Origin of the sequence: Streptomyces ureilyticus (assembly GCF_011045025.1) — a bacterium.
GTDB lineage: Bacteria > Actinomycetota > Actinomycetes > Streptomycetales > Streptomycetaceae > Streptomyces > Streptomyces ureilyticus.
This window is the reverse complement of record NZ_JAAKZX010000110.1, coordinates 1-13,586: the sequence shown is the minus strand read 5'-3', so window position 1 is coordinate 13,586 and position 13,586 is coordinate 1. Positions and strand designations below refer to the sequence as shown.

The window sequence follows — 13,586 nt, the reverse complement described above, 5'->3', positions numbered from 1 at the left end:
TGTACGGGGCCAGAGCGGGCAGCTGCAAGGACCTCGGCTGCGCGCCGTGGCGGCCCGAGACTTCACCTATCAGGATGATGAAGGCGGACGGGACCCTTGGCAGGACTGGGGTGGACAGGGTGAGAAGCCCGTCGCGTGGTTGACGTCGCACGAGGGGGTTGCCCCGACTCGAAAGGGGACGCCCCGCACGTATCCTGAAGGTCCTTCCGGAGGCGCCGGACAGTCCTCCTGGGAGCCCTCCGACTACGAAAGCGGCCAGCCATGCGCGTCTACGTCCCCCTGACCCTCTCCGGTCTCGCCGAGGCGTACAAGACGGGCGAGCTCGGGGCCGGGCCCTTCGTCGCGTACGCCGTCACGCCCGCGTTGCGCGAGTGGTATCTGTCCGACGACATCGAGGAGTTGGAGTACGCGGCGCTGAACCGGGCCGCGCTCGCCTCGCTGCGGCTGCTCGCGCTCGACCCGGGCACTGTGCGGCGACGCGTCGTCGTCGCCCTCGACGTCCCGGAAGGGGCCGCGGTCGCCGATCCCGACCACGGGCTCGACCCCGGCTCGCTCGGAGAGGTGCGGGTCGACGGGCCCGTACCGCTGACCAAGGCCGCGGCCGTGCACGTCGACTCGGGCGAGGCCGAGACGGATGTCACGGCGGCGGCGGACGCGCTGGGCGCGGCGGACACGGGTGACGACGACGCACAGTTCGTCGTGGACGGGGCCGAGGACCACGAGCTGCTGTGGTTCGCCACGCAGGAGATCCCGAACTTGGTGGGCCTCGGGGACTGAACCGAAACCTGGTGGGGTTCGGGACTGAGCCGACACTGGGTGGGACTCGGGACTGCGCCGAGGCCGCCGGTGAGGAAATGCCTACGGCGTTGTCAGTGCGGGCGGGTACGTTCTTTGGCATGGGGAAGCACAACGCAGCGCACATCGTGTGGGACTGGAACGGGACCCTGTTCCACGACAACGCGGCCATCATCGGGGCGACGAACGCGGCGTTCGCCGAGCTGGGTCTTGAGCCGATCACGCTGGAGCAGTACAGAGAGCTGTACTGCGTTCCGGTGCCGAAGTTCTACGAACGGCTGATGGGCCGGCTGCCCACGGACGCGGAGTGGGAGGTCATGGACGAGACCTTCCACCGGTACTACACGGAGCACCGGATCGGCTGTGGGCTCACCGACGGGGTTCCGGGGCTGCTCGCCGAGTGGGCTTCGGCCGGTGGTAGCCAGTCGCTGCTGAGTATGTACGGGCATGACGAACTCGTCCCGCTGGTACGGGACTTCGGGATCGAGCCGCACTTCATACGGGTCGACGGGCGCACGGGGCCGTCCGGCGGCAGCAAGGCCGAGCACATGGTGCGGCATGTGGGGGCGCTGACCGGCGTGGAGCCCGCTCGTACGGTCGTGATCGGCGACGCTGCGGACGACGCGATAGCGGCCCGGCACGTGGGAGCGCGGGCCGTGCTCTACACCGGGGGCTCGCACAGCCGGGCCAGCCTCGAAGCGGTCGGGGTCCCTGTCGTGGACAGCCTGGAGGAAGCGGTCGCGGAGGCAGAGCGGTTGGCGGCTTGAAGGGGCGTACAGGGGCGTACAGGGGCGTACGAGGTTGATTGATGGACCCGTGACGTACGCCCCGCCGAAGTCAGCCGAAGCCGAAGCCGAAGCCGAGGTCAGGTCAGGTCAGGTCAGCCGCAGTCAGGTCACAGGAGCCTTCGCCCGTAGCACCGTGAGGAATTCCCGCATCCAGCGGGAGTGGTCCGGCCAGACGCGCGACGAGACGAGGGTGCCGTCGATCACGACCTCGGCGTCCTGGAAGGTGGCGCCCGCGGCCTGCATGTCCAGCTCCAGCGCCGGGTACGCCGTGACGCGGCGCCCCCGGAGGCCGTCGATCGCCGCGGTCAGCAGGGGACCGTGGCAGATCTGGGCGACGGGTTTGTCCGTGTCGAAGAAGGACTTCAGGATCTTGCGGAGTTCGGGGTCGTTGCGGAGATACTCCGGTGCCCGGCCGCCGGGGATCACCAAGGCCACGTACTGGCCGGGGTCGACCTCCGAGAAGGCCAGGTCAGCGGGCCAGGTGTAGCCGGGCTTCTCCGTGTACGTGTCGAAGCCGGGTTCGAAGTCGTGGACGACGAAGCGGAGTTGCTTGCGGGCGGGGGCGGCGATGTGGACGTCGTAGCCCTCTTCGCGCAGGCGCTGGTAGGGGTACAGGACCTCCAGTGACTCCGCGGCGTCTCCGGTGACGATCAGGATCTTCGCACTCATGGTCGCTCCGCTCCCTTCGCCGGGATCCGTCCCGCCCAACGTGCCTCCGCGTCGGGCCTTTGCCAAGGGGGCTGCGCGCTGGGGTTTGCGTTGAGCTGGGGGACTCGGGTGCTCGGCTGCGGATGTATGGGTGGGTGGGTTCTCTCCCTCCCCACCCTCAAGCCGCATCCCGTCCGGCGCCACCCAGCCGCTCGTAAGCCCCCGCGCACTGTGCAGACTGTCAAAATCCCACCCACTCTTTTGTACACATGCGGCTCATGACGGGGCCCCGGGGCGGAGCGATAGCCTTGTCACGTGATCAGCGCGATATGTCGCGGGAGCGTCTGTCTTCCCGCTTTGCGCCCGGACCGCACGGACGACATCCGTGGCCGGGCGGTCGCTGGTCTTCGCGGGCGGTACGGGTCACCGAGAGCAGTCTCACAGTCTCCGGCGGTGCCGAACATGGCCGATAACGCCCCGCCCTTCTCTCATCGCGACATAGCGTCGAAGCAGACCGGACACCCCGCGTCGCGGCGCTATGTCACTTCACGTTTTTCGGCGTCACGCAACGGCGCGCGACAGGAGCCAGAGGACAATGCAGACCAAGCTGGACGAAGCCAAGACCGAGCTGCTCGAACGGGCTGCCCGGGTAGCTGAGAACAGCCCGGCCGGGGTGCATCTACCGACCAGGGCGCAGGACGAGGGCACCACCGACACCCCGGACCACGCCACCGTGCTCGCGTTCCTCCAGCGCTACTACCTGCACACCGCCCCGGAGGACCTCACCGACCGCGACCCGGTCGATGTCTTCGGAGCCGCCTACTCCCACTACCGGCTGGCCGAGAACCGCCCCCAGGGCACGGCCAACGTCCGGGTCCACACCCCGACCGTCGAGGAGAACGGCTGGACCTGCAGCCACTCCGTCGTCGAGGTGGTCACCGACGACATGCCCTTCCTCGTCGACTCCGTGACCAATGAGCTGTCCCGGCAGGGGCGCGGCATCCATGTCGTGATCCACCCTCAGTTCGTCGTACGGCGCGATGTCACCGGCAAGCTCATCGAGGTCCAGCCCACCCGGCCCGCCGCCGAAGACCTGCCGCACGACGCCCACATCGAGTCCTGGATCCACGTCGAGATCGACCGCGAGACCGACCGCGCCGATCTGAAGCAGATCACCGCCGATCTGCTGCGCGTGCTCTCCGACGCCCGCGAGGCCGTCGAGGACTGGGAGAAGATGCGGGACGCGGCGCTGCGTATCGCCGACGACCTGCCGGCCGAGCCCAAGGCAGACGATCTGCGCGACCAGGAGGTCGAGGAGGCCCGCGAGCTGCTGCGCTGGCTGGCCGCCGACCACTTCACCTTCCTCGGCTACCGCGAGTACGAGCTGACGGAGGACGACTCCCTCGCCGCCGTCCCCGGCACCGGTCTCGGCATACTGCGCGCGGACCCGCACCACAGCGGCGACGACGCCCACGGCCACTCGCACTCCTTCAGCCGGCTCCCCGCCGACGCCCGCGCCAAGGCCCGCGAGCACAAGCTGCTCATCCTCACCAAGGCCAACAGCCGCTCCACCGTGCACCGGCCGTCCTACCTCGACTACATCGGCGTGAAGAGGTTCGACGGGAACGGGAACGTCATCGGTGAGCGCCGCTTCCTCGGGCTGTTCTCCTCCGCCGCGTACACCGAGTCCGTACGCCGGGTGCCGGTCATCCGCCGCAAGGTCCAGGAGGTCCTCAAGGGCGCGGGCTTCTCGCCCAACAGCCACGACGGGCGCGACCTGCTGCAAATCCTGGAGACGTACCCGCGCGACGAGCTGTTCCAGACCCCGGTCGACGAGCTGCGGTCCATCGTCACCTCCGTCCTCTACCTCCAGGAGCGCCGGCGGCTCCGTCTCTACCTGCGCCAGGACGAGTACGGCCGCTACTACTCGGCCCTCGTCTACCTGCCGCGCGACCGCTACACCACGGCCGTACGCCTGAGGATCATCGACATCCTCAAGGAGGAACTCGGCGGTATCAGCGTTGACTTCACCGCCTGGAACACCGAGTCGATCCTGTCCCGGCTGCACTTCGTGGTCCGCGTCCCGCAGGGCACCGAACTGCCGGAGCTGTCCGACGCCGACAAGGAGCGCATCGAGGCGCGGCTCGTGGAGGCCGCCCGCTCCTGGGCCGACGGTTTCGCCGAGGCGCTGAACGCCGAGTGCGGCGAGGAGCGCGCGGCCGAGCTGCTGCGGCGGTACGGCAACGCCATCCCCGAGGGCTACAAGGCCGACCACAACCCGCGCACGGCGGTCGCCGACCTGGTGAACCTGGAGCAACTCGGCGACGGCAAGGACTTCGCGCTCAGCCTGTACGAGCCGGTGGGCGCCGGACCCGGCGAGCGCCGCTTCAAGATCTACCGCACCGGCGCGCCGGTCTCCCTCTCCGCCGTCCTCCCGGTGCTCACCCGGCTCGGCGTCGAGGTCACCGACGAGCGCCCGTACGAGCTGCGCTGCTCGGACCGTACCTCCGCCTGGATCTACGACTTCGGTCTGCGCGTGCCCCGGCCCAAGGGCAGCGGCGACTCTCTCGCCGACGACGCCCGCGAGCGCTTCCAGGACGCCTTCGCGGCGACCTGGACCGGACAGGCCGAGAACGACGGCTTCAACTCGCTCGTGCTGAGCGCCGGCCTGAGCTGGCGGCAGGCAATGGTGCTGCGGGCGTACGCGAAGTACCTGCGCCAGGCCGGTTCGACCTTCAGCCAGGACTACATGGAGGACACCCTCCGCAACAACGTCCACACCACCCGGCTGCTCGTCTCCCTCTTCGAGGCGCGGATGTCCCCGGACCGCCAGCGGGCGGGTACGGAACTGACCGACGCCCTCCTGGAGGAGCTGGACGCCGCCCTCGACAAGGTCGCCTCCCTCGACGAGGACCGGATCCTGCGGTCGTTCCTGACCGTCATCAAGGCGACCCTGCGCACCAACTTCTTCCAGGAGGCGGCGGGCGCCAGGCCTCACGAGTACGTCTCCATGAAGTTCGACCCGACGGCCATCCCCGACCTTCCGGCGCCGCGTCCGGCGTACGAGATCTGGGTGTACTCACCGCGGGTCGAGGGCGTCCACCTGCGGTTCGGCAAGGTCGCGCGCGGCGGTCTGCGCTGGTCCGACCGCCGTGAGGACTTCCGGACGGAGATCCTCGGCCTGGTCAAGGCACAGATGGTCAAGAACACCGTCATCGTGCCGGTCGGCGCGAAGGGCGGCTTCGTCGCCAAGCAGCTGCCGGACCCGTCCGTGGACCGCGACGCCTGGCTGGCCGAGGGCATCCGCAGCTACAAGACGTTCATCTCGGCGCTGCTCGACATCACCGACAACATGGTGGCCGGTGAGGTCGTACCGCCCGCCGACGTCGTACGGCACGACGAGGACGACACCTACCTCGTCGTCGCCGCCGACAAGGGCACCGCGACCTTCTCGGACATCGCCAACGAGGTGGCGGAAAGCTACAACTTCTGGCTCGGCGACGCCTTCGCCTCGGGCGGCAGCGCCGGCTACGACCACAAGAAGATGGGCATCACCGCCCGCGGCGCCTGGGAGTCCGTGGAGCGGCACTTCCGGGAGCTGGGCGTGAACACCCAGACCGACGACTTCACCGTCGTCGGCGTCGGCGACATGTCCGGTGACGTGTTCGGCAACGGCATGCTGCTGTCCGAGCACATCCGCCTGGTCGCCGCCTTCGACCACCGGCACATCGTCATCGACCCGAACCCGGACGCGGCCACCTCGTACGCCGAGCGCCGCCGCCTGTTCGAGCTGCCCCGCAGCTCCTGGGCCGACTACAACAAGGAGCTGCTGTCGCAGGGCGGCGGCATCTTCCCGCGCAGCGCCAAGTCCATCCCGCTCAACAGCCACATCCGCCAGGCCCTCGGCATCGAGGACCGCGTCGCCAAGATGACCCCGGCCGACCTGATGCGGGCCATCCTCAAGGCGCCGGTCGACCTGCTGTGGAACGGCGGCATCGGTACGTACGTGAAGGCGTCGACCGAGACGCACGCGGACGTCGGCGACAAGGCCAACGACGCGATCCGCGTGGACGGCGCCGACCTCCGGGTCAGGGTCGTCGGCGAGGGCGGCAACCTCGGCCTGACCCAGCTCGGCCGGATCGAGTTCGCGCAGCACGGCGGCAAGGTCAACACCGACGCCATCGACAACAGTGCGGGCGTGGACACCTCCGACCACGAGGTGAACATCAAGATCCTGCTCAACACGGTCGTCGCGGACGGCGACATGACCGTCAAGCAGCGCAACAAGCTGCTCGCCCAGATGACCGACGAGGTCGGCCACCTGGTCCTGCGCAACAACTACGCGCAGAACGTCGCGCTCGCCAACGCGCTCGCCCAGTCCCCGGACATGCTCCACGCCCAGCACCGCTATCTGCGCCACCTGGTGCGCGCCGGGCACCTCGACCGGGCCCTGGAGTTCATGCCCACCGAGCGCCAGATCCGGGAGCGCCTCAACACCGGGCACGGTCTGACCCAGCCGGAGACGGCCGTCCTCCTCGCGTACACGAAGATCACGGTCGCCGACGAGCTGCTGCACACCTCGCTGCCAGACGACCCGTATCTGCGGAGCCTGCTGCACGCGTACTTCCCGACCGCGCTGCGCGAGCAGTTCCTGTCGCAGATCGACAACCACCCGCTGCACCGCGAGATCACCACGACCGTGCTGGTCAACGACACGGTCAACACAGGCGGTACGAGCTTCCTGCACCGGCTGCGCGAGGAGACCGGAGCCTCGCTTGAGGAGATCGTCCGGGCGCAGACCGCGGCCCGTGCGATCTTCGGGCTGAGCGAGGTGTGGGACTCGGTCGAGGGGCTCGACAACCGGGTCGACGCGGCCGTCCAGACCCGTATCCGCCTGCACTCCCGCCGGCTCGTCGAGCGCGGCACACGCTGGCTGCTCAACAACCGGCCGCAGCCGCTGGAGCTCGCCGAGACGATCGACTTCTTCAGCGAGGGAGTCGCACGGGTCTGGTCCGAGCTGCCCAATATGCTGCGCGGTGCGGATCTGGAGTGGTACCAGCGGATCTTCGACGAATTGTCGGCCGTCGGTGTCCCGGACGAGCTCGCCCAGCGCGTCGCCGGGTTCTCCGCGGCCTTCCCGGCGCTCGACGTCGTCGCGGTGGCCGACCGCACCGGCAAGGACCCGATGGACGTCGCCGAGGTGTACTACGACCTCGCCGACCGCCTCCGCGTCAGCCAGCTCATGGACCGCATCATCGAGCTCCCGCGCGCCGACCGCTGGCAGTCCATGGCCCGCGCCTCCATCCGCGAGGACCTGTACGCGGCCCACGCGGCGCTCACCTCCGACGTCCTGGCCTGCGGCAACGGCGTGGCCACGCCGGAGCAGCGGTTCAAGGCCTGGGAGCAGAAGAACGCGGCGATCCTGGGCCGGGCCCGTACGACCCTGGAGGAGATCCAGAGCTCGGAGTCCTTCGACCTGGCGAACCTGTCGGTGGCGATGCGGACGATGCGGACGTTGTTGCGTACGCATTCGTAGGCGGTAGGCGGTAGGCGGTAGGCGGTAGGCACGTCGGTACGCGCGCCGGTACGTACGGCGGTATGTACGAGGACGGGGGCGACCGGGACATTTAGGATCAATGGGGTGAACCTGGATCCGTCCCGGCCGCCCGGCGCCACCGCAACCTCCGCCGCGCCCGACATCACCGTCGTCGTCATCGTCTACAACGACGCGTCCCGCCTGCCGACGGCCGTCCGCTCCGCGCTGGCGCAGACGCTGCGCGGCGTCGAGGTCGTGATCGTGGACGACCGCAGCACGGACGGCTCGTACGAGACGGCCCGGCGGCTGGCCGCCGAGCATCCCGATCGCGTACGCGCCTACCGGCTCCCGGAGAACAGCGGTGGCTGCGGGGCGCCGCGCAACCACGGTCTCGCGCAGGCACGCGGTACGTACGTCGTCTTCCTCGACAGCGACGACGTACTGGAACGCAATGCCTGCCGGAACCTCCTGGAAGCGGCCGAGACGACCGGCGCCGACCTCGTCTCCGGGCTGTGCGTCCGCGTGCACGTGGACGCACGCGGCCGCAAGGAGGTCAAGTGGTACCCCTGGCTGTACGCGCGCACCCGCACCCTGGAGTCCATCGCCGAGCTGCCCGACCTTCTGGTCTTCGACACCCTGTCGACGAACAAGTGCTATCGCCGGGAGTTCCTGCTGGACCGGGGCCTGCGCTTCCCCGTCGGCATCCACTACGAGGACCTGCTCTTCTCGGCGCAGGCGTATGTGGCCGCCCGCCGCATCACCCTGATCCCGAACCGTGTCTACGACTGGAACGTCGTCGGGAAGGCCGCCACGAAGTCGATCAGCAACCGGCGTGACGAGATCGCCAACTTCGCACAGCGGATGGAGATCCACCGCCGGGTCGACCAACTGCTCGCGGAACAAGGCCTGTTGGAGCTGAAGTTCCACAAGGACGTCAAGTTCCTGAAGCACGATCTGGTGCTGCACCTGCGTGAACTGCCGTTCCGCGACGCCGCCTACCGCCACGAGTTCGCCGCGCTGGCCCGCGACTACCTCGACTCGATCGACCGCGCCGCGTTCGACGAGGTGGAGCCCATCCACGCCATCTGCGCCCATCTGCTGCGGAGGAGCGACTGGGATCACCTCCTCCCGGCCGTGGACACGCTCACCAATCGCGACAAGATCTCCTCGCCGCTCCTCGAACGCGACGGGCGGATCTACTGGTGCGCCGAGCACCGGGACGACGACTTCGCGCGGCGGGTCCTGGACGTCACCGAAGTCGGCTACCACACCAAGCCGGTCGAGAAGATGTTCCTGCGCAACGCCCTGACCGGCTACGCGGAAGCGGCCGGCACGGTCCGGCTCGCCGGGCTCATCACCAACCCGCTCGGCATCATCCCGCCCGGCGCGCGGCTCACCGGCGAGCTGGAGTTCTACGCCCGCCGCAAGGGCCTGCGCTTCCAGACCTTCCGCTTCCCGGTGCCCACCCTGCGGCACGAGGGCGAGACCATCGCCTGGGAGGCTTCGGCGGATCTTGCGCGCGGGATGCGTCCGCTGGGCATCGTGGACGCCGTATGGGACGTACGCCTCCACCTCGACGTCAACGGCGCCCGCACCACAACCCGGCTCACCGCCCCCGAACCCGGCCTGGCCGCAGGCCGGCTGCCCGTCCGGCCCCGGCTCACCCGCCTCGCCGCCCACCACATCGAGCCCGAGATCTCCGCGCGCGGCCATCTCTGCTTCCGGCTCGTGTCCCATAAGCAGGTGGACGCTTTCGTCGCGCGCGGCGTGCAGGGGCCGCCCGGCCGGCTCGCCAAGTCCGGCTACCGGAAGGCGAAGGCGGCGCGCAAGAAGCTGACCTCCGGCGACACCAAGATCCGGCTGTACCACGAGGTGTTCAGCCGCCTGCCCGTGAAGAAACGCCTGGTCGTCTTCGAGAGCCACCTGGGCCGGCAGTACAGCGACAGCCCGCGGGCCATCTACGAGGAAATGCGGCGCCAAGGCTTGGAGTTCGAGGCAGTGTGGTCGTACACCGGCAGTCCGGTGGGCTTCCCGTCCGACGCCACGCTCGTACGCCGCTGGTCGCTGCCCTATCTCCAGGCGTTGGCCCGCGCCGAGTTCTGGATCGACAACCAGAGCTATCCGCTGAAGCTCACCAAGCGGCCGCAGACCACGTACATCCAGACCTGGCACGGCTCGGCGCTCAAGCGGATGGGCTTCGACGAACCGGAATGGAAACTCAAGTTCCGTCGCGGGCAGGAGGAGCAGCAGCGCACACTCGACCGTTTCGACCACTTCCTGATCCGCTCCGAGCACGACGTCCGCACGCTCGCCCGCGCCTTCCGGCTGAAGGAGAAGACGCTGCTGCGGGTGGGTTATCCGCGCAACGACGCGCTCGTACGTGCCCGCCAGTCCGCCGAACGACCGCCCTTGGCCGCCGCGTTGGGCATCCCGGAAGGCAGAAAGGTCCTGCTCTACGCGCCCACCTTCCGCGGACGCGGAAAGGGCCGCTTCGAGCTGCCCTTCGACGTGGAGCGCTTCGCGGACGCCTTCGGCGACCGCTACGTCCTCCTCGTCCGCTCGCACTACCTCCACCACGTGGTGCTCCCGCCGTCCGTGCGAGGCCGCGTCATCGACGTATCGGCGCACCACGACGTGACCCCGCTCCTGGCGCTCGCCGACGGCCTGATCACCGACTACTCGTCCGTGATGTTCGACTACGCCCTCCTCGACCGGCCGATGTTCTTCTTCGCGTACGACTACGAGGAGTACGTGTACGAGGGCCGCGGAACCTACTTCGACCTGCTGGAACGGGCACCCGGCCCCGTCGTGCGCACCGAGGACGAACTGCTCGCCGTCCTCGGTTCGTTGGAGAAACAGGTGGTCAAGTACGCGGCGGCGCGGGAGCGGTTCGTCGCGGAATTCGGTGAGTACGACAAGGGGGACGCTGCGCGGAGCGTCGTCGAGCAGTTCTTCTCCCCTTGGAGGTCCTAGTGGAGGTTCCTGTGGAGGCGCGCGTGACCGGGTATCCCGAGCGGGACGTCTTCTTCGTCTCCAACAGCGTCAACGAGCTGGGCGGAGTGACGAGTTGGTCGCACCAGATGGCCCGGCTGTTCACCGGGCGCGGGCATCGCGTGCACGTCATCGGCATCACTCCGGCCGAGGTCGAGCAGGAGCTGGGCGAACTTCCGTATCCGACCACGACGTTGTACTCCGGACGGCCGCCCCGCCCCGGCCGTGCCCGCCGGGCGAGCATGCGCGAGCAGGCCGCCAGGCTGGCGGCGCTGTTCCGGGCGGCGCGCCCCGGCGCGGTCGTGATCGTCACGCAGGTGTGGGCCATGGAGTGGGTGGAACTGGCCGACACACGGGGACTGACCGTCATCGGCATGACCCACGAGTCGTACGACTACTCCAAGGCGGCCGGACGCTTCCGGCGCGTACTCAAGCACTACCCCGACGTCGACCGCCTGCTCGCCCTGACCCGCGAGGACGCCGACCTCTGGATCGGCCAGGGCCTCAACAACGTCTCGTACATGCCGAATCCACTGCCCTTCATGCCCGACGTCCCCTCGCCGCGCACCGCGAACGTGGTCGTCAGCATGGGCCGCCTGCACGACCAGAAGGGCATCGACATGCTCCTCGACACCTGGTCCGAGGTCGCCCCGCAGCACCCCGGCTGGATCCTGCGGATCTACGGTTCCGGGGAGGACGAGGAGCTCCTGAAGAAGCAGTGCACGGCACTCGGGCTCGACAACTGCGTTGAGTGGATGGGGAGTACGGGCAACGCGGCGGACGCGCTGCGCGGCGGCTCGGTCTTCGTCCAGTCGTCGCGGGGCGAGGGTTTCCCGCTCGCCCTGATGGAGGCGATGGCGACGGGCCTGCCGTGCGCGGCGTTTGACTGCGCGCCCGGAGTACGCGAGATCGTCCGGGACGGGGAGGACGGCCTGCTGGCGGGCCTCGGCAACACGGGCGAACTGGCCCGCAGACTCAGCACGTTGATGTCCGACAAGGAGCTGCGGGACCGGATGGGGGACGCGGCGAGGGCGAACATCCGGCGATACGGGGCGGATGAGGTCGTGAGGCGCTGGGAGGACTTGTTCGGGTTCCTGGGGCGCTGAGGAGGCCAGTCCGTCAACGCATCCCGCTGGTGAACTTCTCGTACGCGGCCAGTACTTCAGAGGTCGGCCCGTCCATACGGAGCTCCCCGCGTTCAAGCCACAGCACCCGGTCACACGTATCCCGGATCGACTTGTTGTTGTGACTGACCAGGAACACCGTGCCCGCATGCTTCCGCAACTCCCGGATCCGGGCCTCGGACCGCTTCTGGAAGGAGCGATCCCCGGTGGCCAGCGCCTCGTCGATCATCAGCACATCGTGATCCTTCGCGGCCGCGATCGAGAACCGGAGCCGCGCCGCCATCCCGGAGGAATACGTGCGCATGGGCAACGTGATGAAGTCCCCCTTCTCATTGATCCCCGAGAAGTCGACGATCTCCTCGTACCGCTCACGGATCTGCTCACGGGACATCCCCATGGCGAGCCCTCCGAGGCGGACGTTGCGCTCACCGGTGAGGTCGTTCATCAGCGCGGCGTTCACGCCGAGCAGGGAGGGCTGGCCGTGCGTGAAGATACGGCCGTGCTCCACGGGCAGCAGCCCCGCGACCGCCTTGAGCAGCGTCGACTTACCGGACCCGTTCGTGCCGATCAGCCCGATGGCCTCCCCCTTGTACGCGGTGAAGGACACGCTCTTCACGGCGTGCACCTTGCGTACGCCCGCCGCCTGCTCCGTCTTCTTGCCGCGCAGGATGCGATTGAGTGCGGCGGTGGCGGAGCCGCGGCCGGCGCCGGTGCCGTTGACCCGGTAGACGATGTCGACGCGGTCGGCGATGACGGTGGGGATCTTCTCGTTCTTCTCTGTTTGGTTCTCCGCGTGTTCAGCCACGTCCGTACGTCTCCTCGGCCTTCCAGAAGTAGATGAAACCGCCGACGCCGGCGACCAGCGCCCAGCCGATCGCGAGCGGCCACGCGTGGTGCGGCAACTGGCCGTGATGGAAGCTGTCGATCAGCGCGAACCGCATGAGGTCGATATAGATCGCGGCCGGATTGCACTCCAGCGCGAGCAGTACGACGCGCGGCATGTCCTGGTGACCGCTGAGCACCCTGTCGATGCTCCACATGACCCCCGAGACGTACATCCAGGTCCGCAGCACGAACGGCATCAGCTGCGCGATGTCCGGCGTCTTCGCCCCCAACCGCGCCATGACCATCGCCACGCCCGCGTTGAACACGAACTGAAGTGCCAGCGCCGGGACCGCCAACAGCCACGACGCCGCGACCGGCACCCCGAAGCAGAGCAGGATCACGACCAGCGCCGCCATCGAGAACAGCAACTGCTGAAGCTGTTGCAGCGCGTACGACACCGGCAGCGCGGCTCGCGGGAAGTGCAGCGCCCTGACCAGGCCCAGGCTGCCGGAGATCGCCCGGGTGCCCGCCATGATCGAACTCTGCGTGAACGTCCACACGAACACGCCCGTGACCAGGAACGGGACGTAGTCCGGCACGCCGTGCTTGGTGCCCATCAGGACGCCGAAGATGAAGTAGTAGACCGCCGCGTTCAGCAGCGGCGTCGCCACCTGCCAGACCTGCCCGAGCTTCGCCTGGCTGTACTGCGCGGTGAGCCTGGCCGTCGCGAACGCCGTGATGAAGTGCCGCCGTGCCCACAACTGGCGGACGTATGCGGGGAGCGAGGGGCACCCCGAAGCAGAGCAGGATCACGACCAGCGCCGCCATCGAGAACAGCAACTGCTGAAGCTGTTGCAGCGCGTACGACACCGGCAGCGC

7 protein-coding genes and 1 pseudogene are annotated in these 13,586 nt (G+C 68.7%); 5 read left to right on the top strand and 3 right to left on the bottom strand.

Features of this window, described 5'->3' with window-relative positions; all coding sequences use genetic code 11:
- The first annotated feature begins 261 nt into the window (after positions 1-261).
- Both G6048_RS28770 and G6048_RS28765 read left to right on the top strand, forming a co-directional pair.
- The gene (locus G6048_RS28770; protein ID WP_165342508.1) at positions 262-777 is read left to right on the top strand and encodes a DUF6912 family protein; all 516 of its coding nucleotides are present in this window, start codon (positions 262-264) and stop codon (positions 775-777) included.
- A 119-nt stretch (positions 778-896) separates the two neighbouring features.
- Positions 897-1,562: an HAD family hydrolase gene (locus G6048_RS28765; protein ID WP_165342507.1), complete on the top strand. Its 666-nt coding sequence runs from the start codon at positions 897-899 to the stop codon at positions 1,560-1,562.
- Positions 1,563-1,685: 123 nt separating this feature from the next.
- On the opposite strand, the gene G6048_RS28760 is transcribed toward G6048_RS28765, so the two are convergent.
- Entirely contained in the window at positions 1,686-2,252 is a 567-nt protein-coding gene (locus tag G6048_RS28760; RefSeq protein WP_165342506.1) for a DJ-1/PfpI family protein, read from the bottom strand.
- 574 nt (positions 2,253-2,826) lie between these two features.
- Between G6048_RS28760 and G6048_RS28755 the strand changes: the two genes are divergently transcribed.
- From G6048_RS28755 to G6048_RS28745, 3 genes are all read left to right on the top strand, one after another.
- Positions 2,827-7,767 carry an NAD-glutamate dehydrogenase gene (locus tag G6048_RS28755; protein ID WP_165342505.1) on the top strand — a complete coding sequence of 1,647 codons (4,941 nt, stop codon included), beginning with the start codon at positions 2,827-2,829 and terminating at the stop codon, positions 7,765-7,767.
- A gap of 105 nt (positions 7,768-7,872) precedes the next feature.
- Positions 7,873-10,740, top strand: coding sequence for a bifunctional glycosyltransferase/CDP-glycerol:glycerophosphate glycerophosphotransferase (locus tag G6048_RS28750; protein ID WP_328827240.1), 2,868 nt, complete (start codon positions 7,873-7,875; stop codon positions 10,738-10,740).
- 23 nt (positions 10,741-10,763) lie between these two features.
- Positions 10,764-11,864 (top strand): glycosyltransferase, encoded by a 1,101-nt coding sequence (locus G6048_RS28745; RefSeq protein ID WP_328827237.1) that lies wholly within the window; start codon positions 10,764-10,766, stop codon positions 11,862-11,864.
- Between the two features lie 13 nt (positions 11,865-11,877).
- Here the strand turns inward: G6048_RS28745 and G6048_RS28740 are convergent, their stop codons facing one another.
- Both G6048_RS28740 and G6048_RS28735 read right to left on the bottom strand, forming a co-directional pair.
- Positions 11,878-12,687, bottom strand: coding sequence for an ABC transporter ATP-binding protein (locus G6048_RS28740; RefSeq protein ID WP_165342503.1), 810 nt, complete (start codon positions 12,685-12,687; stop codon positions 11,878-11,880).
- Positions 12,680-13,510: pseudogene (locus tag G6048_RS28735) on the bottom strand (ABC transporter permease); the annotation flags it as partial. The pseudogene G6048_RS28735 and the gene G6048_RS28740, both read right to left, overlap by 8 nt.
- Positions 13,511-13,586: the final 76 nt, after the last annotated feature.